At 62.8% G+C, this 21,817-nt stretch carries 21 protein-coding genes and 1 tRNA gene; 8 read left to right on the forward strand and 14 right to left on the reverse strand.

Annotated features, from left to right (window positions below; genetic code table 11):
- Both ACHMW7_RS18595 and ACHMW7_RS18600 read right to left on the reverse strand, forming a co-directional pair.
- Positions 1 to 933, reverse strand: a complete 933-nt coding sequence (locus tag ACHMW7_RS18595; protein WP_395447026.1) for an ABC transporter permease — start codon at positions 931 to 933, stop codon at positions 1 to 3.
- Positions 926 to 1,648 carry a hypothetical protein gene (locus ACHMW7_RS18600; protein WP_395447027.1) on the reverse strand — a complete coding sequence of 241 codons (723 nt, stop codon included), beginning with the start codon at positions 1,646 to 1,648 and terminating at the stop codon, positions 926 to 928. Before ACHMW7_RS18600 ends, ACHMW7_RS18595 begins: the two co-directional genes overlap by 8 nt.
- A 134-nt stretch (positions 1,649 to 1,782) precedes the next feature.
- Here ACHMW7_RS18600 and ACHMW7_RS18605 point away from each other — a divergent pair, with 134 nt between their 5' ends.
- A complete protein-coding gene (locus tag ACHMW7_RS18605) occupies positions 1,783 to 1,956 on the forward strand; it encodes a hypothetical protein (RefSeq protein WP_395447028.1) in 174 nt (57 codons plus the stop codon).
- Between the two features lie 49 nt (positions 1,957 to 2,005).
- Here the strand turns inward: ACHMW7_RS18605 and ACHMW7_RS18610 are convergent, their stop codons facing one another.
- From ACHMW7_RS18610 to ACHMW7_RS18660, 11 genes are all read right to left on the reverse strand, one after another.
- Complete coding sequence (locus ACHMW7_RS18610) at positions 2,006 to 3,547, reverse strand: ABC transporter ATP-binding protein (protein ID WP_395451363.1); 1,542 nt, start codon at positions 3,545 to 3,547, stop codon at positions 2,006 to 2,008.
- 14 nt (positions 3,548 to 3,561) lie between these two features.
- The gene (locus tag ACHMW7_RS18615; RefSeq protein WP_395447029.1) at positions 3,562 to 4,581 is read right to left on the reverse strand and encodes a BMP family protein; all 1,020 of its coding nucleotides are present in this window, start codon (positions 4,579 to 4,581) and stop codon (positions 3,562 to 3,564) included.
- Between the two features lie 235 nt (positions 4,582 to 4,816).
- The gene (locus ACHMW7_RS18620; RefSeq protein WP_395451364.1) at positions 4,817 to 5,686 is read right to left on the reverse strand and encodes an aromatic ring-hydroxylating dioxygenase subunit alpha; all 870 of its coding nucleotides are present in this window, start codon (positions 5,684 to 5,686) and stop codon (positions 4,817 to 4,819) included.
- 307 nt (positions 5,687 to 5,993) lie between these two features.
- Positions 5,994 to 6,785, reverse strand: a complete 792-nt coding sequence (locus ACHMW7_RS18625) for a helix-turn-helix transcriptional regulator (protein ID WP_395447030.1) — start codon at positions 6,783 to 6,785, stop codon at positions 5,994 to 5,996.
- Between the two features lie 126 nt (positions 6,786 to 6,911).
- Positions 6,912 to 7,952: a porin gene (locus tag ACHMW7_RS18630; protein WP_395447031.1), complete on the reverse strand. Its 1,041-nt coding sequence runs from the start codon at positions 7,950 to 7,952 to the stop codon at positions 6,912 to 6,914.
- A gap of 330 nt (positions 7,953 to 8,282) precedes the next feature.
- Positions 8,283 to 9,557, reverse strand: a complete 1,275-nt coding sequence (glyA, locus tag ACHMW7_RS18635; protein WP_395447032.1) for a serine hydroxymethyltransferase — start codon at positions 9,555 to 9,557, stop codon at positions 8,283 to 8,285.
- Positions 9,558 to 9,634: 77 nt separating this feature from the next.
- Positions 9,635 to 10,597: a 2-hydroxyacid dehydrogenase gene (locus ACHMW7_RS18640; protein ID WP_395447033.1), complete on the reverse strand. Its 963-nt coding sequence runs from the start codon at positions 10,595 to 10,597 to the stop codon at positions 9,635 to 9,637.
- A gap of 6 nt (positions 10,598 to 10,603) precedes the next feature.
- Positions 10,604 to 11,809 (reverse strand): aminotransferase class V-fold PLP-dependent enzyme, encoded by a 1,206-nt coding sequence (locus ACHMW7_RS18645; RefSeq protein WP_395447034.1) that lies wholly within the window; start codon positions 11,807 to 11,809, stop codon positions 10,604 to 10,606.
- Between the two features lie 106 nt (positions 11,810 to 11,915).
- Complete coding sequence (gene purU, locus ACHMW7_RS18650) at positions 11,916 to 12,779, reverse strand: formyltetrahydrofolate deformylase (RefSeq protein WP_395447035.1); 864 nt, start codon at positions 12,777 to 12,779, stop codon at positions 11,916 to 11,918.
- Positions 12,776 to 13,663 (reverse strand): methylenetetrahydrofolate reductase, encoded by an 888-nt coding sequence (locus ACHMW7_RS18655; protein WP_395447036.1) that lies wholly within the window; start codon positions 13,661 to 13,663, stop codon positions 12,776 to 12,778. The genes purU and ACHMW7_RS18655 overlap by 4 nt, the downstream gene beginning before the upstream one ends.
- Positions 13,664 to 13,783: 120 nt before the next feature.
- Positions 13,784 to 15,040: an aminomethyltransferase family protein gene (locus ACHMW7_RS18660; RefSeq protein ID WP_395447037.1), complete on the reverse strand. Its 1,257-nt coding sequence runs from the start codon at positions 15,038 to 15,040 to the stop codon at positions 13,784 to 13,786.
- A gap of 43 nt (positions 15,041 to 15,083) precedes the next feature.
- Between ACHMW7_RS18660 and ACHMW7_RS18665 the strand changes: the two genes are divergently transcribed.
- The 5 genes from ACHMW7_RS18665 (at position 15,084) to radC (ending at position 18,477) form a co-directional block, all read left to right on the forward strand.
- Complete coding sequence (locus ACHMW7_RS18665) at positions 15,084 to 15,230, forward strand: hypothetical protein (protein ID WP_395447038.1); 147 nt, start codon at positions 15,084 to 15,086, stop codon at positions 15,228 to 15,230.
- A 485-nt stretch (positions 15,231 to 15,715) separates the two neighbouring features.
- Entirely contained in the window at positions 15,716 to 15,937 is a 222-nt protein-coding gene (locus ACHMW7_RS18670) for an alkylphosphonate utilization protein (RefSeq protein WP_280223190.1), read from the forward strand.
- Between the two features lie 72 nt (positions 15,938 to 16,009).
- A complete protein-coding gene (locus ACHMW7_RS18675) occupies positions 16,010 to 16,690 on the forward strand; it encodes an SH3 domain-containing protein (RefSeq protein ID WP_395447039.1) in 681 nt (226 codons plus the stop codon).
- Positions 16,691 to 16,849: 159 nt separating this feature from the next.
- Positions 16,850 to 17,677: a type I methionyl aminopeptidase gene (gene map, locus ACHMW7_RS18680; RefSeq protein ID WP_395447040.1), complete on the forward strand. Its 828-nt coding sequence runs from the start codon at positions 16,850 to 16,852 to the stop codon at positions 17,675 to 17,677.
- Between the two features lie 47 nt (positions 17,678 to 17,724).
- Positions 17,725 to 18,477 (forward strand): DNA repair protein RadC, encoded by a 753-nt coding sequence (gene radC, locus ACHMW7_RS18685; protein ID WP_395447041.1) that lies wholly within the window; start codon positions 17,725 to 17,727, stop codon positions 18,475 to 18,477.
- A 91-nt stretch (positions 18,478 to 18,568) separates the two neighbouring features.
- Here the strand turns inward: radC and tig are convergent, their stop codons facing one another.
- Positions 18,569 to 20,029 carry a trigger factor gene (tig, locus tag ACHMW7_RS18690; protein ID WP_395451365.1) on the reverse strand — a complete coding sequence of 487 codons (1,461 nt, stop codon included), beginning with the start codon at positions 20,027 to 20,029 and terminating at the stop codon, positions 18,569 to 18,571.
- A 342-nt stretch (positions 20,030 to 20,371) separates the two neighbouring features.
- Between tig and ACHMW7_RS18695 the strand changes: the two genes are divergently transcribed.
- Positions 20,372 to 20,457 (forward strand) — tRNA-Leu (locus ACHMW7_RS18695).
- A 51-nt stretch (positions 20,458 to 20,508) separates the two neighbouring features.
- A complete protein-coding gene (locus ACHMW7_RS18700) occupies positions 20,509 to 21,753 on the forward strand; it encodes a glycosyltransferase family 4 protein (RefSeq protein WP_395447042.1) in 1,245 nt (414 codons plus the stop codon).
- Positions 21,754 to 21,817 lie beyond the last annotated feature (64 nt).

Below are 21,817 nucleotides of genomic sequence, written 5' to 3' on the forward strand. Positions count from 1 at the left end.
CTACTCGCGGCTGTAGGGCACGCCAAGCGCTTCCGGCTGATGGGTGCGCGATCTGAGGCCGGCGAGCAGGACGAGCGAGGCGACATAGGGCAGGATCAGGAAGAAGTGGTGCGGGATCGACACGCCGACCACCTGCGCATGGATCGCCACCGCCTCAAGCAGGGCGAAGATGAAGATCGCGCCGACCACACGGAACGGCATCCAGTTGCCGGCGATGATGGCGACGACGACCAGCCAGCCACGACCGGCAATGAGATCGGGAACGAAGCGATCGGAGTAGCCCAGCATGAGGAAGGCACCGCCGAATCCCGACATCATGCTGCCGAACATGATCGCCAGGCACTGGCGCCAGCCGACACTCAAGCCCTTGACGTCGAGCGCCTTGGGGTTTTCGCCAACGCAACGGATCTCCAGGCCGTATTTGGTGCGGTAGAGGAAGAACCACACCGCGACCGGCAACAAGAAGGCGACATAGGTCAACAGCCGTTGCGAGAACAGGACCGGGCCGAGGAACGGAATATCCGACAGGATCGGAATATCGACCTGATCGAAACCGGCGAACTTCGGCGGCTCGCGGCCGATGACGTAGGTCTGGAACCAGAACAAGGTGAGTCCGGACGCCAGCAGGTTGAGCGCCAGGCCCGCGACGAACTGCTCCGCCTTCAGGACGATCGTGACGAACGACATGATCAGGCTGATCAGGGCACAAGCGAGCACCGCTGCAAGCAGCGCGAGCCAGGGCGAACCGGTGGTCGAAGCGACGACATAGGCGACCACGGCGCCGAGCAACATCGTACCTTCGACCGAGATGTTCCAGATGCCGGCGCGCTGGGTGACCAGTTCACCCATGGCCGAGAACAAAAGCGGCGTCGCGATCCGGACCATGCCGGCCAGGATGCTGATCAGCAGCGGACCTTGCAGCAGCTCAAGCATGGACTTTCTCCTCGATGCGCACCAGCTGAAGTTTTGTCGCGACCGCGGCGCACAGGAAAAACAGCAGCACCAGCCCTTCCATCGCCGAGACCAGGCCGGCGGGGGTTCCGCTTTTCAATCGCATGTAGATGGCGCCGCTCTTCAGCGCGCCGAAGAACAGGGCTGCGAGCATCACACCGCTGGGGCGAAGACCGCCGACCATGGCGACGACGATGCCCGAGCTGCCGATGCCAAGCAGCGTCTCGGCGCGAAGGCGATGCGATGCGCCGAACAGTTCGCCGGCGCCGGCGAGACCGGCAAGCGCACCCGACATCAGCATCACCACCAAAAGCAGGCGCCGGATGTTGGTGCCGCGGAAACGCAGCGCCGTCGGATTGGAGCCAAAGGCGCGGATCTCGTAGCCGAGCGAGGTGCGCTCCAGAAGGACGGCGCAGAAGGCCGCCGCAGCAAGCGCCAGGATAAAGCCGATATGCATCTTGCCGGAGCCCTGGCCAAGCAGGATCGGCCATTCGAGCAGCGGATTGACCGGCGACGACTGGTGATAGGCAACGGTCAGGCCGCTCTCCATCCACGGACCGCCATCAAGGAGATAGGCAAGGATGTAGATGACGATGTAGTTCAACATGACGGTCGAGATGACCTCGCTGGTGCCGAAACGGACTTTGAGGTAGCCGGCCAGCAGGCCGAGCACGCCACCGCCGACGAGTTCCGGCAATCGCAATCAGCAACCACGCCAGCCAGTACGGCAGCGGCGCCACCCACAGGCTCATCCAGTAGGCTGCCATCGCACCCGCAAAGACCTGCCCCTCCTGGCCGATGTTCCAGATCTTGGCCCGGAAGGCGATGACCGTGCCGAGCCCGACAAGCAGCAGCGGTGTTGCCTTGGCCAGCGAACCGTACAGGGCGTTCTGGCTGCCGAAGGCGCCAGTCAGCAGCGCCGAGAAGGCCTTCGCAGGATCGCCGCCCGAAAAGGCCAGCAAGACCGCCGACGTCAGGAAGGCGCATAGCATCGCCGCCGAATAGCAGGCGACATTCCAGCTCAGGCTGCTGCCCGAGCGTCGTTGAATTGAAATCATTGGACTGTCCGTTCAGGCTCTTTGGCGTCTCCCGCCATCATCATTCCAAGGTCGAGTAGCGACGTCTCTTCCGGGCGCACGATGCCCATGATCTTGCCCTTGAAGATCACGGCGACGCGGTCACAGAGGCGCAGCAGGTCATCGAGTTCCTCCGAGGCCAAAAGCACGGCGAAACCGGCCGCGCGCTTTTCCAGGATCTTCTCGTAGACGAACTCGGAAGCCGCGACGTCGAGCCCGCGTGTTGGCTGGTTGGCAAGCAGCAGCCCGCGCGCATGCAGGAACTCGCGCGCCAGGATGACGCGCTGCGCGTTGCCGCCCGACAGCCTTTCGACCGGCAGCTCGACTGATGCGGTCACCACCTTGAACTCCTCGATCTTGTTGCGAGCGAGCAGACCGAGCTTGCGCCGGTCGAGGAACGGCCCACGGCGATATTCGGGTGTGCGCTGCCAGCCGAGCACCAAATTCTCGGCGGTCCCGAATTCCGGGATCAGCCCTTCGAGAAAGCGGTCGTCAGGCACGAAGCCGACGCCACGGTCGAGCATCTCGCGCGAGCTTGGCGCGACGATCGCCTCGCCGTCGAGCGAAAAGCCTCCCGAGCTTGCTGCACGCACGCCCATCAGCACCTCGAACAACTCCTTCTGGCCGTTGCCGGCAACGCCGGCCAGACCAAGGACTTCATGCTTGGCGATGTCAAAACTGACATCCTTGAGCACGTCCTCGCCCCAGTCGCCCTTGGCGCAGACATTGTGCACGGACAAGAAATCGCCGGCCGGCGTTACCGAGCGGTCGCGGACATGCTTGGTCACCTTATGCCCGACCATCAGCGCGGTGATCGCCTCGGCTGTGCTGCCGGCCGTTTCGACTGTCGCCACGACCTTGCCCTTGCGCAGGATGGTGACGCGGTCGGACTGCATCACCTCGCGCAGCTTGTGGCTGATCAGGATGATCGACAGGCCGCGGCTGCGCATGCCGGAGATGATCCGGAACAACTGGTCCGACTGCTGCGGCGTCAAAACCGCAGTCGGCTCGTCAAGGATCAGCAATTCGGCGCCGAAATAGAGCGCCTTGAGGATCTCGACCCATTGCTGCTCGCCGACCGACAACTGCCAGATCTCGCGGTCAAGATCGATGTCGATACCGCACTCCGCACAGAGCGCTGACACCTTGCGGCGCGCTTCCGACTTGTTGAGGAAAACCCCGACATCGGAGCTGCCGACGATGATGTTTTCGAGAACGGTGAAGTTGGAGACGAGCACGAAATGCTGGTGCACCATGCCAATGCCGAGGCGAAGCGCATCGGCCGGCGAGTTCAGCTCGGCGGTCTTGCCCTTGAACACGATCTCGCCGCTGTCAGCGCGATAGTAGCCGTAGAGGCAGGCCGACAAAGTCGACTTGCCGGCACCGTTCTCACCGAAAAGGCAGTGTATCTCACCCTTGCGCACGTCGAGGCTGACGCCATCATTGGCGGCGACCGTGCCGAAACGCTTGGTGAGATTCTGGACCCTGAGCAGTTCTTCCGCCACCACAGGCCGCACCATTTGCGCCACGCAGTTCACTTCACTTCCGCCGTGTTCACCGCAACGACGAACTCGCGCGACAGGATCTTCTGCCGGGTCGCTGCAATTTCCAGCTTCACGGCTTCAGGCAGCTTGGCATCGAACTCATGGTAGGGTGCGATGTCGGTGCCGCCCTCGGCCATGGAAAACCACTTCGGCTCCACGTTGCCGCTAAACTGGCCACCTGCCTTGTGCTTCTGCCATTCGTCGACAAGCCACCTGAGATCGGGCTCCCAGTTGATCACCGCGCTGGAAGCAAGCGCTGTCGGTGCATTCTTGCTCTGATCGCTGATGTTGGCGAAGCACATTATGTTGTGCTCCACGCAGGGCTTGAAGTTGTCGGTCAGCATGAACACGACGTCGGCGCCGGAAGCGATCTGCACATTGGCATGTTCGGCCGCCAGCGCATTGTCGGACCAGGAGCCGATGAACGAAACGCGATGCTGGATGTCGGGACGGACGGAGCGCGCGCCGTCGAGATAGGCGTTGATCTGGTCGTTGACGTCGTCGGCGGCAAAGGTGCCGACCAGCCCGATGACACCGGACTTGGTCGTGCGGCCGGCGAGCATGCCGAGTAAATAGGACGGCTCGTGCAGGCGCTTGTAGAGCCAATACTGGTTGGCGCCGATCGGCACATTGCCGGAGCCGGCGACCACGAACATGATGTCGGGGAATTCGGCGTTCAGCTTCTTGATCTGGTCGGAATAGCGGCCATGACCCCAGATGATGTCGTACTCGCCACTTTCGGCGTAGAGGCGCATCGCATTCTCGGCGTCCTCGTTCCACAGTGGGTCGGTGTATTCCCAGGACAGGTCGACGGTCGGCGCGATCTCGCTTTTGATCTTGTTCAGGGAGTCGAGGAGCGTGCTGCACCAGCCGACATCGACGCTGCTCTCCATGATGATGACCATCTTCAATTTGGTCGGCTCTGCCGCAAAAGAATGGGCAAAGCCCGCCAGCAGGATTGCTCCCGCTGAGCCGAGAAGTGCCGTGCGACGGGTGATGTTCGGTGCCATGTTGGTTCCTCCATTCCGGCTCGAAAACTGTCCCATTCCGCCGGCTGCTCGCGTGTGGCCTGCATCGGGCCCGCAAAGCGGCGGAATTCCTGCACCAACGACGTTCCCCTTGGTCTTATCTGTCGTCGGTTTTCGGTCCTGCAACCATTAGCCCAAGCTTTCATGCCGGCCAGGGTGCAACAATGGCTGCTATTTCAGTCGGGCATATCCCTGATTAAACCCATTGGCTGCAAGTTCATGCGGCTCGACTGGCGTTGCCCAAGATGACGCCGTAGCGAAGGCCGCGATCGCGAAGCCAGCGGCGATAGGCAGCCGAAGCCGCGTCCGCCCGGATCGGCACTTCCGCTCGTGTGTCGAGCGGCAAGCGCTTCGGCACCTGGTTTTCCAGGATCGGCTTGTCCTGGCCGAGGATGGTCTGATGGAAGCTGCGCATCGCTGCGAGGTCGGTCACGTCGTCGACAAGGCAGATGACGATATGGACCAGCACGCATTCTTCGCTGACCGGCTGGCCAAACAAGGCAATGACGTCGCGGCGGTCGGCATCCGTCGAGCCGGTCTTGTAGAGCACTGCGCAAAACGGATGCGGGATGCGGTAAACATACTCCGTGTCCACGCCGCTGTCAGAACCGGCATTGGCCTGCGGCTGGTAGAACTCGCATTCGGTGACCAGGATTTCCGGCGGCTCCGGATAGACGGTGACCTTGTAGGGCTTGACCTCGGTGTGCGGCTCCTCGCCGAGGATGCCGGTATGGACGAATGGAAAATGGCCCATGTCAAGGAAGTTCTCGACCGCGCGTGGTGCCGACACGGCGACACGCGTGACACCCTGGACGATGATGCTGCGGTCGGTTTCGTTGAACTCTGCGATTTCGAACAGGTCACGTGGCGGATTGCCAAGCGTCGTCCATAGATAGCCAAAGCGCTCGATCATCGGCAGCGCCTCGTCGCCCCGCCATACGCCGAGCACGTCACCACGCCGCCCAACCTGGATCGCCTGGCCGAGCAGGATCGTCGAGATCGTCGCCTGAGCAGGCAACTCGTCGAGGGAGGCCACGACATGCCACTCGTCGAGAGCGATCGGATCTATCGAAGCGAGGTTTCCCATACTGGCCATCCGCAATACTCGTTCAGCACATAGCGGCCCTGAAACAGGCCGCAGGCGATAGTCGTTCGGTTCAGCGATTTCGGAGCGATTGCGGGCAGTGTTTGCCCGGCGCCGTAGCCGGCGGGCACCTGGGTGCCAATGTACAGTCGATCCTCCGCTGCCGGTCTGGCTGGTGTCTTCGGCGACAGCTCCGATCGGCAAGTGAAGAATTCCACGAATGACGCTCAAATCGCCATGCACGCGGTTGGCATTTGCATATCGCCAGTTCACCCGGCGGAAGAGATGCGCCGGTTAACCGAGCCGACGCCTAGGCGCCGCGCGCCTGCTCGCGCAGCTCCGTCGGCGAACAGTCGAACGCCAGCTTCACCTGGCGCGAGAAATGGTAGGGGTTCTTGTAGCCGACCTTGTAGGCGATCTCGCTGATCGACAGTCCGGTCCGCTGCAGCAGGTGGGCGCCATAGTCGACGCGGCAGCGCCAGAGATAACGTGCCGGCGTCATGCCCATATGTTTCTTGAAGGCCGAGACCAGATATTGCGGGCTGACCCGTACCTGTTCGGCAACATGTTCGATGGTGAGGTCGCCGGCAAAGTGCTCATCGAGGTAGCGTCTGGCGCGCAGGATCGTCTGCGGCACAGGCTTTTCCGCGGCAAGAACCCCGGCCTCGTAGATGTAGGCGCTGAGCAGCGCGTTGGTCAGCGCCTCGCGCAGCCCGCTGCGGCTGTCGCGGTCGCCGATGCCGAGGTCGACGCCAAGTTGCATGAGCGTCTGGACCTGGGGTGTCGCGTCGATGAACGGCGCGATCTTGCCGGCTTCCTGGTACAGCCAGCCGGCGTTCTGCGGCCGCCCGTCGCACCAGCTGACATGCGAGAATACACCCTCCTGCGCGATGTAGTTGTAGCGCTCGTGCGTCAGCGAGAAGGCGCATTGTCCGGCCTCAAGCCGGGTGATCCTGTCGTCGGCCTCGATCGTGGCGCTGCCGATATGGACGACGATGAAGGCGAGGTAGTCGCCCATGATCGGCCCGTACTGGCCGCCGGTCTCATAGGTCAGCTCCCCGAAGGTGTTTTCACGACTGAGATCGATCGGGGGCAGACGCATTCTGATCTTTCGCAAATGGGCGCGGGCCAAGGCTCGCCCCGGCCCGAATGCTTGGTGCGCATGATCATCGGAGCATTGCTCCGCCGGCGCAAGCCGGCGGAGCCGCGTCTGCCGGAACGGCTAGCGCTAGAACGATGCTTCCATGCGCACGAAGCCGCCTATCATGTCGGCGCCGTCGACGGCAAAATTGTCGTAGAAACCGATCTCCGGCGTGACCATCAGATCCGGAACGACCTGGTATGCAACATTGGCGACCGCAGCAAAATTCTCGTCTTCGTCATAAGATAGCTGGAAATTGACGGAGGCCTTGTCGGAAGCCTTGATCGTCGCGCCGCCCCACACCGCCCATCTGCCGCCCCAGATGCCATAGAACTGCGAATAGGGTGCACTGTCGTCGCTCTTGAGACCTGCCATCGCGAACGCGGAAACCGTGTCGCTGAAGGTCGCATCGAGGCGCAGCTTGCCTGACCACTCCTCCGACACCGAGTCGTATGCCGCGACCAGGGCGACCCCACCCCAGGATTGCGTATAGGACAGGCCAGCCACGACATGCGGCATGTCGCTGTCGACGACGAACGGGTCGTAGCCGGTTTCGAGCGAGAGAGCCGCGGTGAAGCCGTTTTCGTTCTTATAGGTGTAGGCGATCTGCGGTGTGGCGAACGGGCCATATCCGATCACGTCGTCCTTGGAGACATAACCCGCATAGTTGACGAAGGTGATGAACAGCGAGTCGTTCACGCCGATGCGCAAGCCGCCCAGTTCGATGATGGCGCTTTCGATCTCCATCGCCTGGTGGCCACCGTCCGAGTCGATGTCATGCTGGAAGTTGATGTGCATGTAGCGGCGGAACGTGCCGAGTTCGGTCTCTGAGCGGGCATCAATCTTCAACGCCGCGCGGGCACGCTTGAAGTAGGTGTCGCCACGGCCGTCGTCGTCGCGGTCGGCACCAAACAGGTCGCCCACGCCGATCTCGTAGCGAATGTAGCCGCCGACGCGCAGGCAGGTTTCAGTCCCCGGCAGATAGTAGAAGCCGGCGCCGTAGGTATCGCAGATCCTGACATAGCCGATCGGCTCCGGTTCGGCTGCGACCGCGGCATCCGCCGACTGAGCGCCATGGGGCGCGCCGATTGCCAGCACGCAGCCAAGCATGACTTTCCTGTAGTTCATTGTCCCGGTTCCCTCCCGTTTCGTAGCTGTTCTGGTTTTCATGCCGGGGCGGACATCCCCGAATGCAGGTGCAATCGCCATGGCTCCAGGACGTCCTCCCCGTCAGCGTCAGGCAGCACGCGTCATCCCCCGTCGCTTGACGGAGGTGCATGCTGCTTGCCGGTGATCGGCCAGCCTGGATGTTGGTGTGTGCGCCGATTGCGTTGTGACGTTAGGACAGGCTCGGCACTGTCCGAATGGCCGAGATACGCAAATCCATATCTGCAGGTAATGCACAAGAACCGATGCAGCAGCGACCAGGCTGCTGCATCGGCAGTCGGCTACCCAAGGTCAGATTGGGCGGCCTTCGTAGATCGGGAACTCCGCGCAGAGCCATTCAACAGCAGCGTGAACCGACTGCTCCTGCTCGGCGGCGCGCCCGGTGCCAACGGCGTCGAGCACGTTGGCTATCAGCGTGCCGACCTGGGCGAATTCGGCCTCGCGGAAACCGCGCGTCGTTGCCGCCGGCGTGCCAAGCCGGATGCCCGAGGTGACAGCAGGTGGCGCCGGATCGAACGGGATGCCGTTCTTGTTGCAGGTCAGTCCTGCTCGTCCGAGTGCTGCTTCCGCGTCCTTGCCGGAGATGCCCTTGCTGCGCAGGTCGACCAGCAGCAGATGCGTGTCGGTGCCGCCTGAAACGATGTCAAAACCGCGCGCCGAAAGTGTCGTGGCAAGCGTGCGCGCATTGGCAACCATCTGCCTGGCATAGTCCTTGAAACCGTCCTCGAGCGCTTCACCCAAAGCGACAGCCTTGGCGGCGATGACATGCATCAGCGGACCGCCCTGCAAACCAGGGAAGACCGCCGAATTCAGCTTCTTGGCGATGTCGGCATTGTTGGTCAGGATCATGCCGCCGCGCGGGCCACGCAACGTCTTGTGCGTGGTCGTGGTCACGATGTCGGCGACTTCCAACGGGTTGGGATGCACGCCACCGGCAACCAGTCCGGCAAAATGCGCCATGTCGACCATCATCAGCGCACCGACACTGTCGGCGATTGCCCGGATGCGCTGGAAGTCGATGATACGCGGATAGGCCGAACCGCCTGCTATGATCAGCTTCGGCCGCGTTTCAAGTGCCTTGGCCTCCAGCTCCTCGTAGTCGATGAGGCAGTCATCCTGGCGCACACCATACTGGACGGCGTTAAACCACTTGCCCGACAGCGTCGGCCTGGCGCCGTGGGTCAGGTGCCCGCCGGCGGCAAGTGACAAGCCCATGAAGGTGTCGCCGGGCTTGAGCATGGCGAGCATGACCGCGCCATTGGCCTGGGCGCCGGAATGCGGCTGCACGTTGACATGGGCCGCGCCGAACAGCCGGCTGGCTCGCTCGATCGCGGCGGCTTCGGCCAGGTCGACATACTGGCAGCCGCCATAATAGCGGTGGCCGGGATAGCCCTCGGCATATTTGTTGGTCATCACCGAGCCCTGCGCTTCGAGCACGGCGGGCGAGACGATGTTTTCGGAGGCGATCAGTTCGATTTCCGTCCTCTGGCGGCCGGTTTCGCGTGCGATCGCATCGGCGATCACCGGATCCTGGCGCTTGAGGTCGCGTTGGAAAAAGCCGGACATGCGTTCTTGTCTCCTGGCTACGAGATCGGCGGACGCGATTGAGCGCCCGCCATTGCTTGGTGTTGCGAAGTAAAGGGCTAGTTGACAGCGTCCGGCGGCGAGCGGCCTTCGAAGAAGGCGGTCAGGTTGTCGATCACCCGCATGCCCATGGCGATACGCGTCTCGTTGGTGGCACTGCCGAGATGCGGCAGCAGCACGACGTCGTCGCGTTCGGTCAGCGAGCGCGGCACCACCGGCTCGGTTTCGAACACATCGAGCCCGGCACCGGCGATGCGCCCTTCGTCGAGCGCATTGACCAGGGCGCGTTCGTCGATCACGTCGCCGCGGGCGGTGTTGATCAAGAATGCCGACTTCTTCATGCAGTTGAGGCGGCGGCTGTTGATCAGGTAGTGGTTTTCGCCACCGCCCGGACAATGCAACGACACGAAGTCGGCAGCCGCCAGCACGTCATCGACAGTCGCCAACTGGCGCGCCGGCATGCCCGGATCGGCAACCGGCTGGCTGTCGTAGAAGACGACGTCCATGCCAAAGCCATGATGGCAGCGCCGGGCCATGGCCTGGCCGATGCGGCCCATGCCAATGATGCCGATGGTCTTGCCGGTGACCTGGGTGCCGCACAGATGGGTCGGCCGCCAGCCGGTCCATTTGCCTGAGCGCAGCTCGCGCTCGCCTTCACGGGCGCGGCGGGCACACATCAACAGCAGCGTCATGGCAAGATCGGCGGTGGCGTCGGTCAGCACTGCCGGCGTGTTGGTGACGACAACGCCAGCGGTCTTCGCCGCCGCGATATCGATGTGGTTGTAGCCAACGCCGAAATTACCGAGGATCTTCGCCTGAACGTTTCCGGCAAACAGCTCGGCGCCGAGCCTGTCCGACACGGTCGGCAGCACGGCGTCGGCTTCCTGCAGCGCCAGGCGCAGCTCGCTCCTGTTGTATGGGCGGTCGGTTTCGTTGAGCCTGACGTCGAACTGGCTGGCCAGCCGCTCCTCGACTTCGAGAGGCCAGCGGCGTGTGACGATTACCTTCGGTCTGGTCATCATATCACCTCAAGCCGCGCGGTCTTGCTGCGGCTGCAGGTTGCCGGCGATCTCGGCGCGGTACCATTCCTGGGCAGCGGCAACGCCGGAACCGGCCTCGACCTTGGCGCCGGCATCGCGCAAAGACATTTCCGCTGACGCCAATGCCGCCAGGCACATCACCTCGTTGAGATCGCCGAGGTGGCCGATGCGGAAGACGCGGCCCGCGACCTTGCTCAACCCAGCACCGAATGAGGTGCGATACCTGGAATAGCCATTGGCGATGACATGCCGGGCGTCGATGTCGTCGGGCACGACGATCGCCGAAACCGTGTTCGACCACCACTTCTCTTCCTTGGCGCAGAGCCTCAGGCCCCAGGCATGCACGCCGCGGCGCACGCCTTCGGCGAGGCGATGATGGCGGGCGATGATGTTGTCGAGCCCTTCGGCAAAGATCAGGTCGAGCGACGCACGCAAGCCATGCAGCAACTGGGTCGGCGGGGTGTAGGGGAAGAAGCCAGTCGCAGACGACGCCTTCATGTCTTCGAAACTGAAATAGCAGCGCTCCATGCGAGATTGCTTGTGCGCCTCGATCGCCTTTTCACTGACGGCGAGGATACCGAGCCCAGCCGGCAGCATCAGGCCCTTCTGCGAGCCGGTGACGGCGAGATCGACGCCCCATTCGTCCATGCGGAAATCAATCGAGCCGATCGAGCTCACGCCATCGACAAACAACAGCGCGCCGTGGCCAGCAGCGTCGAGCGCCTTGCGTACGCCTGCGACGTCGGAGGTCACGCCTGTGGCCGTCTCGTTGTGGGTCGCGAACACCGCCTTGATGCGGCCTTGCCTGTCGTCGCTCAGGCGGCGCTGGTATTCCTCGACCGGCACGCCCTCGCCCCATTCGACCTCGATGCAGTCGACCTCAAGTCCGAGCCGCTGGGCCATGTCGACCCACAGATGCGAGAACTGGCCAAAGCGCGACATCAGCACGCGATCGCCGCGGTTCAGCGTGTTGGAGATGGCCGCTTCCCAGGCACCGGTGCCCGAACCGGGGTAGATGAAGACGGTGCCGGTTTCGGTCTTGAAGACCCGCTTCAAATCGGCAAACAGCGGCAGCGTCAGTTCCGGATAATCCGGCGCCCGCATATCCTGCATCGAAACGTTCATCGCCCGCCGGACAGCGTCGGGGATATTGGTCGGTCCGGGCACGAAAAGATGCGTGGTTCCATTCTTCATCGGATGTTCCTCCTGTTTGATAGTGACGCGCGACAAGCTGCGATCGCCGCTGGCGTCGGCGCCCGATTGGCGGGCTTGCATGCACTGGTTTTGGCGAGCCCCGCGACTAGGCGAACACCACCGTCTTGCGTCCGTTCAGCATGACGCGGCCTTCGATGTGCCGTTTGACGGCGCGCGCGAGCACGCGGCTCTCGATGTCGCGACCGGTGGCGACGAAGTCTTCGGCGCTCATCGAATGCGTCACCCGCTCGGTTTCCTGTTCGATGATCGGGCCTTCATCGAGATCGGCGGTGACATAATGGGCGGTCGCCCCGATCAACTTCACGCCATGCGCGTGGGCCTGGTGATAGGGCTTGGCGCCCTTGAAGCTCGGCAGGAACGAATGGTGGATATTGATCACCTTGCCAAACAGCTTGCCGGCGAGATCGTCGGAGAACACCTGCATGTAGCGCGCCAGCACGACCAGGTCGGCGCCGGTGTCTTCGACGACCGAGGCAATGCTCGCCTCCTGCTGCCGCTTGGTGTCCTGGCTGACCGGCAGCAGGTGATAGGGCACGCCCGCCCATTCCGCCGTCTCGCGGCTGGCGTCATGGTTGGAGAGGATCGCCACCACCTCGGCATCGAGCCAGCCGACGCGGATCTGGTAGAGCAAATGCAGCAGCGCGTGGTCGAACTTTGAAACCAGAATCACCAGCTTCGGCCGGCGCCCGCGATCGAGCAGCGCCGTTTCCATCGCAAAACGCTCGACCGCCTGTTTCAGCCCATCCTCGATGTTCTCCGTCGTCGTAAACGCGGCAGCGAAGGCGATGCGCATGAAAAAGCGGTTGGAGGTCTTGTCCCAGTATTGGCTGCTCTCGGTGATATTGGTGCCGAGATCGGCGAGCCGGCTCGTCACCGCAGCGACGATGCCTGGCCGGTCCTCGCATGACAGCCTGAGTACGAAAGATTGATGGACGGCGACCCGGCTCATCGCGCATCGAACCTCGGCCGACGGGCAGCCTGATATTCGCTGTACCAGGCAAGCGTCTTGTCCCAGCCGCCGAAGGGGAAGAAATGCAGGTGCAGCGGCCCCTTCGGCTCGGGATAGCTGGACGCGATGGCTTCGATGACGTCAGCCGGATTGCGGTCGGCGATGACGTTGAAGATGCCGCTGGCCGACCGCTTCAGCGCAGCAACGGAAGCGCCGACGCCGCACATCATGGCAAATTTGATCAGCTTGGCCAGGCTGGTCACACCGGCCAGTCCGACATGCACCGGAAGCTCCGGATACTGTTCATGCAGTCGGCAAGCCCATGCCCCCATCGCAGCGCCGTCGAAAGCAAACTGCGAGACCACCCTGGCATCGATGGAGCGGGCGTCGCAGATTTCGAGCTTGCGCCAAAGTGCATCCGTAATCTCTGCATCGGTGATGGCCGGATGCCCCTCGGGGTAGCCGGCGACGAAGGCGGTGCGGATCGTGCTGTTGCCAAGCACGGGATGCGCCAGCAACTGAGCCGCCTCGCTCATCGGGCCAGGGAAAAGTGCCGGATTGCCGCCAAGAAACAGCGCTTCGGTAATGCCGTTGCGGCTGTGCGCGGCGACGAGGTCGACATAGTCCTTCTCGGTCTTGAAGTTGCGCGCACCGAAATGTGGCACTGCGACATACCCCATTTCCCTGATGCGCAGCGCTGCTTCCACCTGCATCGCCTCGGGTTTTCCAGTAAGGTGAGTCAGGAACACGCGCGAGCCCAGTGGGAACTGCGACGCCTCGGGCGCAAAGCTGCGCGCCTGCTCAGGCGCAAGCTCGATCGACATGCCGGGCCCAGCAGCACGGGTTGATGGCCTGTCGGCAATGGCTTCACTTGTAACGGTCATGGTCTGCCCTTGGTCACTTGCGACCAGCCTGAGGCGTTCGCCGCCAAGGCAGCGCCACCAATTGTCCGGTTACCGGGCGAAACAAGCCGCCCGGCGGTTCATCGGGGAGGATGCGACGCGTCAGCCGTTGGCGCGCTTTAGCGACAGGAACGGCAACTCGGTGACACGCGCGGTGACGTCGATGATGTCGCCGTCCTTGTTCCAGCGCAGCGTTAATTGCGAGCCAACTTCCGCCGCCTTGCCGCGCAGATGTCCGAAGCCGATCATCTTGCCGATTGACGGTGCCCAGGCGACGCTTGAGGCATGCCCGACCTCAGCCCCATCGTGGAAGGCCGGCACCGGGTACCAGCGCACGCGCCGCAGGTTGCCAGGCGTGCCACCATCAAGGCCCTTGCCGCCGGCGGCTTGCGACCAGTCAATGTCGAGACCGACGAGTTGACGGTGATCGCCGGCTTCCGACATCCGCTGCAATGCGGCCTTGCCGACGAAATCGGACTTGCGCAGATCGACCAGACGGCCGAGGCCGAGATCGTATGGCGAAGCGCGGAACTTGCCGGCTGCCTGGATGCCGGCGCCGCCGTGGTCGGGGCCGGCGCTGGTGTAGTCGTAGCCGACGATCAGCAAGCCGGCTTCAAGCCGGGCCAGGTCGAGTGCCCAGGCGCCTGCGGGCAGGATGCCGAACGGCTCGCCCGCTTCCTGGACCGCATCCCACACGGCTGGGCCGTCGGCGGCCTTGACCCAGAGTTCATAGCCATGCTCGCCGGTGAAACCCTGGCGCAGGATTTCGACCTGCCGGCCGGCGATCGTCACGAAGCCGAGGCGTGAGAACGGCAATTCGTCAAAGGCATTGCCCGTCGCGGCTCTTAATACTTCACGCGAACGCGGCCCCTGCAGGGTGAGGATGCCGTAGTCGTCTGTGATATCGGTCACCTCGACGTCGAGGCCCTCGGCATGGCTCTTCCACCAAGTGAAACCGGGATCGGCCGAGACGCGGAAGGTGGTCTCGTCCATGCGGAAGACAAGGCCATCGCCGACGACATGGCCGTTCTCGTCGCACCACGGCGCATAGTAGATCTGGCCAACCTTGAGCTTGGTGATGTCACGCGGGATCAGGCTGTCCATCAGCTTTTCGGCGTCGGGGCCAGCGATGACATATTTCGACAGCGGCGACATGTCGCCCATGGCGACACGGTTGCGGATCGCAGCCAACTCCTCGACCATGTCGGAATAGGCGTCGACGACCATGTTCCTGTCCCAGCGCATCCACAGAGCGTTCTGGTTCAGCGGCGCCGTGCGCTCGACGAACGGGGTGCCGCGGAACGCGACCCTGGCATCGGCCGTGGCGCTCAGGCCAGTGATGAATTTGACGTCGTCCATCGAAGTTTTCCTCCAGGCCCCGACAACGGGGCAGCAATTACCGATGTCGGTGCGCATCGGTTTCCCCGACACGATCAAATTCACCTTAGCCATCGAAGAATTGGCGCTGGCATATGCCAGGCACTATTCCGTCATTGCTTTGGCGATGGCCCTTTCAATGAGCCGTTTTGATCGCGTCTATTGCTGTTGAGATTTTCATGGAGGAGCAAAATTCGGAATGCCCGGAGTTGCCGGACGCATACCTGAGATTCAAGTATGGGCGGCGCTGCCGCCGAAGCCCGCACCGATGTCGTGACGACGCCTTGCTGAACTTTCATCCACTGCCATCGTGGTGGTGGCACGGACTTTACGCTACGGTGCCGGACGCTCGCCTGCGCCGGGGCGATGCGCTCGAGCAGCCCAACCAGATGTGAACAATGCCCGCCATGAGAACCACCATCGCTCTGCTCGCCTGCCTGACGTTGACGGCCTGCGGCATGGCGAAAGCAGTGACAACCACCGGACAGACATTCGACAAATACGGGTGCCTGGCACGGGACTTCAAAGGTCAGCCGCCTTGCGATCCCGATGAGGCCGCCACGCCCAAGCCGTAAATACGGCCCGGCTCCCTTTACGGCGCCGCTTTGACCACCTATTCCGGCCGAAAGCATCGACGCGGCAGCGGAAGGAGGAACAATGTCCGACATCACAGTCAAAGACAGCAATGGCGCCCAGCTCAACGAGGGCGATTCTGTAACCCTGATCAAGGATCTGAAGGTCAAGGGAACCTCCGAGACCATCAAGCGCGGCACGCTGGTCAAGAACATCCGCCTCACCGGCAATGCCGGCGAGATCGAATGCAACACCAAGCAGGTCAAGGGCCTGGTGCTGAAGACCGAGTTTTTGAAGAAGGCGTAGTCCGTCAGGCTAGCGCCATCCGGAGGCGCCAGCGTCAACCCGGTTTTAAACTCTGAAGTCCAGACTCACACCATGTCTGGATTCGCCCTTCCCAAGTTGAGATGGCTGGTGCTCGGCGCGCTCGCGGCGGGCGGCTGGGCGATGACGCAGGATTTGCCCAGCAAGGTGCGATTCGACGACCGGCCGGCGAGAACCGCAAACAAGCCCAAGGCAGAGACCGCGCCGCGCAAGGAAGCGACGGTCCCCCGGCCGAAGGTCAATGTCGCGCCGCGCCCGCAAACAGATGTGGTGCGTCCCAAGGCCGACGTGGAGCCAAGCAAGCTGGCTGCCACGCCGAAGCCAAAGATGGACGTCGCATCCCAGAAGACCGCAGCGCCAGCCCGGCCCAAGGTGGACAGGCCACGCAAGCCGCTGGCAGAGATCGAAACCGCCTCGATCACACGCCCGCCGACACCCTTGCCGCGCCCAAAATCAACAGCCAAGGAAACGGCCGCGAAATCCGACAACACCAGCGCTGCCAGCCTCAACGTGCTGTACACAAGCACTTCGGTCTACCTGCGCCAGCGCCCCAACATGACCTCGCCCGTCACCTCCAGCCTGAAACAGGGCGAAAGCGTCAGGGTGTTCGCCCGCGACGGCAAATGGACACTTGTATCGGCCTCCGGCCGCAAGGGTTGGGTGCATGGCGACAATCTGCGGCCGGCCGATCCTGGCGCCCCTCGCCCCAAACAGACGCTCGGCCAGGCTCGCTAAGGCCAACACGCAGACTGAAGCGGCTGATTTCGTCGCTTAAACGGCGCATATCGCAGCGGTTCGGCCTTTGCGGGTTGAAACCGAACGCATCCGGTGCCAAATCTGCGGCAACGTTTCGCAAGTCGTTGCGAGCACCCAGGACATACCCGGCAGAGGTCAATGGTCAGCTATCTCGACGCCGCCACGGCGCCCCTCAGGAACACCGGCCAGATCCGTCTTTACGGAGCGGAGGCCTTTGAAGGCATGCGCAAGGCATGCGCGCTAACGGCCCAATGCCTCGACGAACTGGTCGATCGTGTCGCGCCCGGCGTCACCACCGACGCCATCGACCGTTTCGTCTTCGAGTTCGGCATGGATCATGGTGCGATGCCGGCCACATTGAACTACCGCGGCTACACCAAGTCGTCCTGCACCTCGATCAATCACGTCGTTTGCCACGGCATTCCCGACAACAAGCCGCTCAAGGATGGTGACATCGTCAACATCGACGTCACCTACATCCTCGACGGCTGGCACGGCGATTCGAGCCGCATGTACCCGGTGGGCAGCATCAAGCGCGCCGCCGAGCGCCTGCTTGAGGTCACCCATGAGTGCCTGATGCGCGGCATCGCCGCCGTCCGACCAGGTGCACGCACCGGCGCGATCGGCGCGGCCATCCAGACCTACGCCGAAGCCGAGCGCTGCTCGGTGGTGCGCGACTTCTGTGGCCATGGCGTTGGTGCGCTGTTCCACGACGCGCCCAACATCCTGCACTATGGCAACGTCAACGAAGGCGTCGAAATGCGCCAGGGCATGATCTTCACCATCGAGCCGATGATCAATCTCGGCCGCCCACATGTGAAGGTGCTGTCCGACGGCTGGACAGCGGTCACCCGCGACCGCTCCTTGTCGGCGCAGTACGAGCACACGATCGGCGTAACGGCGACGGGTTGCGAGATCTTCACCCTGTCGGCCAAGGGGCTCGACCGGCCGGGCCTGCCCGCATAATATCGCTTCACCGGCGCTAAAAGCTCGGCGGGGGCGACATACTGGGCATGGCGGGCGACGAGCACGACGAGCGTGGTTTCTTCGGCGAGCGGCCGCTTCCGCAAACCAAACGCGACGCCGTAGGGGAAAAACCTCATTATCTCGGCCACCGCGAGCGGCTGCGCGAGCGTTTCTCAGCGACCGGCGGCGACAGCCTCGCCGACTACGAGCTGCTTGAGCTTTTGCTGTTCAGGCTGATCCCGCGCGCCGACACCAAGCCTGTGGCCAAGGCCCTGCTTGCCCGCTTCGGCACGCTGGCCGAAGTGCTGGGCGCATCCGCCAACCTGCTGCAGGAAGTCAAAGGCGTTGGTCCGGCCGTCGCGCTCGACCTCAAGATCGTTACCGCCACGGCAAAACGCATGGTGCGTGGCGAGATCAGCGGTCGCGAAGTGCTGTCGTCATGGAACCAGGTGCTCGACTATTGCCGGGCCGCCATGGCGTTTGAACAGCGCGAGCAGTTCCGTATCCTGTTCCTCGACAAGAAGAACGTGCTGATTGCCGACGAGGTGCAGCAGCAGGGCACGATCGACCATACCCCGGTCTATCCGCGCGAGGTCATCAAACGGGCGCTGGAGCTGTCGGCGACAGCCATTATCCTGGTCCACAACCATCCCTCGGGCGACCCGACACCGTCGCGTGCCGACATCGACATGACCAAGACCATCATCGATATCGCCAAGCCACTCGGCATCTCGGTGCATGACCACATCATCATCGGCAAGAAGGGCTTTGCCAGCATGAAGGGCCTGCTGCTGATCTAGGTGGCAGCCGGAACACCCAAACAACCACCCAGAATCAAAAAGGCCGCCGGATCAACCAGCGGCCTTTTCGTTTCATGCCAGTAGCGTCGCCTTATTCGGCGTCGGCTTCCTTGGCCTTCTTCTTCGGAGCGGCCTTCTTCTTGGGCTCTTCGCCCTCGGCCTTGTCAGCCTTCTTGGCCGAAGCCTTCTTGGCCGGCTTGTCGGAAGCCTCGTCTTCGTCGTCGGCGAGCAGCTCTTCCTTGCTCACCTTCTTGTCGGTGACCGAAATCTGCGACAGCAGATGATCGACGACCTTTTCCTCGAACAGCGGCGCGCGCAGGTTGACCAGCGCGGACGGATTGTTGCGGTAGAAATCGAACACTTCCTGCTGCTGGCTGCCCGGGTAGCGGCGAACCGTGTCGAACAGGCCGCGCTGCAGCTCTTCGTCGGAAACCGTCACACCGGCCTTTTCGCCGATTTCGGCGAGAACCAGGCCAAGGCGCACGCGGCGCTCGGCCAGGCGCTGGTATTCGGCGCGGGCTTCTTCTTCCGTCGTCTCTTCATCGGCGAAGCTGCGGCCGGCGATTTCGAGATCGCGGGTGACCTGGCTCCAGATGTTGTTGAACTCGGCTTCGACGAGCTTGGAGGGCGCCTCGAACTGGTAGGCACCGTCGAGCTGATCAAGCAGCTGGCGCTTGACCTTCTGGCGGGTCATGGCGCCGAACTGGTTTTCGATCTGGCCGCGAACGATGTCACGCAGCTTCTCGAGCGACTCGAGGCCGAGGTTCTTGGCGGTCTCGTCATTGACCTCAAGCTTGCCGGGGGCTGCGATTTCCTTGACGGTGACGTCGAAGGTGGCTTCCTTGCCGGCGAGATGAGCAGCCTGGTAGTTCTCCGGGAAGGTCACGGTGACGAGCTTTTCGTCGCCGGCCTTGGCGCCGATCAGCTGGTCTTCGAAGCCGGGGATGAATTCCTTCGAGCCGAGCACCAGCGGCTGGTCCCCACCCGTGCCGCCGTCAAAGGCAACGCCGTCGATCTTGCCGACATAGTCGATGGTGACGCGGTCGCCATCAGCGGCCTTGCCGGTCTTCGGCTCGTAGGAGCGGGCCGATTCGGCGACGCGGTTGACCTGCTCGTCGATCTCGCTTTCCGGCACGTCATAGACCGGGCGCGACACCTTGATGTCAGTGAAATCCTTGATCTCGATCGCCGGGATGACTTCGTAGCTCAGCGAGAACTCGAAATCGGCGCCGCCGGCGAGGATCTTCTCGGCTTCCTTCTCGTCTTCGGTCATCACCACGTCCGGCTGCATCGCAGCCTTTTCGCCGCGGTCGGAGATGATCGTGCGGGTCGAGTCGGTGAGGATCTCGTTGACGACTTCGGCCATGAAGGACTTGCCGTAGACCTTGCGCAGGTGCTGCATCGGCACCTTGCCCGGACGGAATCCGTTGATGCGGACCTTGTCCTTGGCAGCCGAAAGCCGCTTCTCGAGACGGGCTTCCATGTCGCCGGCAGGAACCGAGACTTTGATCTCGCGCTTGAGGCCGGAGTTGAGCGTTTCGGTGACCTGCATCATCAAACCTTTGTTTTCACGTATGGCGCGGCGTAGACGGCGTCCTGCCGTTCAGCCTGCCGGAATTCGTTTGCCGGGGGTGGCTTCAAGTTCGCAAATCGGCATCCAGGCTCGCCGTTGCGGTCCGTTTGGTTCCGCCGTCTTCCAAAAGTGCGATAAGTTATTGTTTTTCCGACTTCTTATCGCGTCTTTCAGAGACGGTCCTTTGCGTCCCATCCTATTTGACAGGCCTTTTGTCACAGGCGGGGCCAATTTTCAACTATCTTCGCGGTTTCTCCCGGCTCGGGTCGTTTCGGCTCCGAGATTGACAGAATGATGGCGGCATGGGATTGGCGTTCGCATGCGGATGTGGCGGAACTGGTAGACGCCCTGGATTTAGGTTCCAGTGCCGAGAGGCGTGTAGGTTCGAACTCCTATCATCCGCACCATAGACGCTCTGCCCGGCGGACTTAAAACCTCTGAACGAGAGTGATCCAGCCGTGCACGTACAGACAAATCCCACAACTGCTGCTTCAACAATCGATGGAAACAGCCTGGCGCCTTCACGACGCACCCTGCTCGTTGCCTCTGACGCCGTATGGCCGCCCGTTTCAGGCGGGGACCTGCGCAATTGGCAGAATGCCCAGGCACTGGCAAAGCTTGGCGACGTCCTGGCGACGTCGGTCCACGCACCATCTGTACCCACCGAACTCGACGACACCCGCATCAGGACGCTGGCCCTTGCCAATGCCGCCGAGGCTGCGACCTCGCCGCGCCTGGCCAAGCGCCTGACACCCATCGACACGCGCATCCCGCAGATAGCGCTTTCGCGTCTGTTGGCGGCGGCGCGCGACTTCAAGCCTGACACCATCATTGTCGAAGGCATCCCGCTGTTCCCCCTCATCGCGCATCTTCGCGCCCTCGCGCCGACACTCGTGCTCGACATGCACAACATCGAGTCCGACCTTGCCCGGCAGATGATGCCGGAGACGGGTTGGCTGGCTGGACTGTTTTCGAAAAAAACCCGCCATATCAGGCGCATGCGCGACATGGAGTTGGGGTCGCTGCGCCTAGTGGACAAGGTCTGGGTCTGTTCCGAACAAGATCGCGACAGGCTGCGCAGCCTTTCCGGCGGCCGAGCCCTTGCCGATGTCATTCCGAATGGCGTTCCCCGGTTTGAGCTCATCCCCGAACAGTTGGTCGACCAGCCTGAGATGGCCAACGGCAAACCGACCCTGCTGTTCATCGGGCATCTCAATTATCCGCCGAACCTCGAAGCGGCGCGTCGGCTGGCGACGCAGATCCTGCCAAGGCTGCAAGCCAACCTTGGTGGCGCAAAGCTGATCATTGCCGGGCGCAGCCCTCACCACTCGCTCGCCAACGTCGCCGCCCTGCCCGATGTCGAACTCATCGCCAATCCCGACGATCTGGCGGAGCTTTATCGCCGCGCGCATCTGGCCATCGTGCCGCTTGTCAGCGGCGGCGGTACGCGCCTGAAGATATTGGAAGCGATGGCCTGGGGGCTGCCTGTCGTCGCCACGCGGCTGGCCGCAGAGGGCCTGGACCTCGTTGACGGGGTCGACATCGACTTTGCCGAAACTGACGACGAGCTCGCCGCACGCGCGGTCGCCCTGTGCGCCGACCCCGACTGGCTTCAGGTGCGACGCCTTCGTGCCCGCGAAACTGTCGCGCGACGCTTTGGCCCACAGGCCATCTCGGCCGCCGTAAGAGCCAGCCTCCTGTAAGCCCAGGGAGCGTCAATCGCAGCTTGATAAGGCTCGCCTAATAATGCCATGACTTCAGGTAACG

Source organism: Aminobacter sp. UC22_36, from assembly GCF_044056035.1.
In the GTDB taxonomy this organism is placed as follows: Bacteria; Pseudomonadota; Alphaproteobacteria; order Rhizobiales; family Rhizobiaceae; genus Aminobacter.

What these genes read in the sequence shown, in the direction of transcription:
- ACHMW7_RS18610 (WP_395451363.1), bottom strand. Translation starts at nt 3,547, where the DNA reads ATGGTGCGGCCTGTGGTGGCGGAAGAACTGCTCAGGGTCCAGAATCTC.
- ACHMW7_RS18620 (WP_395451364.1), bottom strand. Translation starts at nt 5,686, where the DNA reads ATGGGAAACCTCGCTTCGATAGATCCGATCGCTCTCGACGAGTGGCAT.
- ACHMW7_RS18655 (WP_395447036.1), bottom strand. Translation starts at nt 13,663, where the DNA reads ATGACCGTTACAAGTGAAGCCATTGCCGACAGGCCATCAACCCGTGCT.
- tig (WP_395451365.1), bottom strand. Translation starts at nt 20,029, where the DNA reads ATGCAGGTCACCGAAACGCTCAACTCCGGCCTCAAGCGCGAGATCAAA.
- ACHMW7_RS18630 (WP_395447031.1), bottom strand. Translation starts at nt 7,952, where the DNA reads ATGAACTACAGGAAAGTCATGCTTGGCTGCGTGCTGGCAATCGGCGCG.
- ACHMW7_RS18645 (WP_395447034.1), bottom strand. Translation starts at nt 11,809, where the DNA reads ATGAAGAATGGAACCACGCATCTTTTCGTGCCCGGACCGACCAATATC.
- radC (WP_395447041.1), top strand. Translation starts at nt 17,725, where the DNA reads ATGGCGGGCGACGAGCACGACGAGCGTGGTTTCTTCGGCGAGCGGCCG.
- ACHMW7_RS18660 (WP_395447037.1), bottom strand. Translation starts at nt 15,040, where the DNA reads ATGGACGACGTCAAATTCATCACTGGCCTGAGCGCCACGGCCGATGCC.
- glyA (WP_395447032.1), bottom strand. Translation starts at nt 9,557, where the DNA reads ATGTCCGGCTTTTTCCAACGCGACCTCAAGCGCCAGGATCCGGTGATC.
- ACHMW7_RS18625 (WP_395447030.1), bottom strand. Translation starts at nt 6,785, where the DNA reads ATGCGTCTGCCCCCGATCGATCTCAGTCGTGAAAACACCTTCGGGGAG.
- map (WP_395447040.1), top strand. Translation starts at nt 16,850, where the DNA reads ATGGTCAGCTATCTCGACGCCGCCACGGCGCCCCTCAGGAACACCGGC.
- ACHMW7_RS18640 (WP_395447033.1), bottom strand. Translation starts at nt 10,597, where the DNA reads ATGATGACCAGACCGAAGGTAATCGTCACACGCCGCTGGCCTCTCGAA.
- ACHMW7_RS18615 (WP_395447029.1), bottom strand. Translation starts at nt 4,581, where the DNA reads ATGGCACCGAACATCACCCGTCGCACGGCACTTCTCGGCTCAGCGGGA.
- ACHMW7_RS18670 (WP_280223190.1), top strand. Translation starts at nt 15,716, where the DNA reads ATGTCCGACATCACAGTCAAAGACAGCAATGGCGCCCAGCTCAACGAG.
- ACHMW7_RS18665 (WP_395447038.1), top strand. Translation starts at nt 15,084, where the DNA reads ATGTCGGTGCGCATCGGTTTCCCCGACACGATCAAATTCACCTTAGCC.
- purU (WP_395447035.1), bottom strand. Translation starts at nt 12,779, where the DNA reads ATGAGCCGGGTCGCCGTCCATCAATCTTTCGTACTCAGGCTGTCATGC.
- ACHMW7_RS18595 (WP_395447026.1), bottom strand. Translation starts at nt 933, where the DNA reads ATGCTTGAGCTGCTGCAAGGTCCGCTGCTGATCAGCATCCTGGCCGGC.
- ACHMW7_RS18675 (WP_395447039.1), top strand. Translation starts at nt 16,010, where the DNA reads ATGTCTGGATTCGCCCTTCCCAAGTTGAGATGGCTGGTGCTCGGCGCG.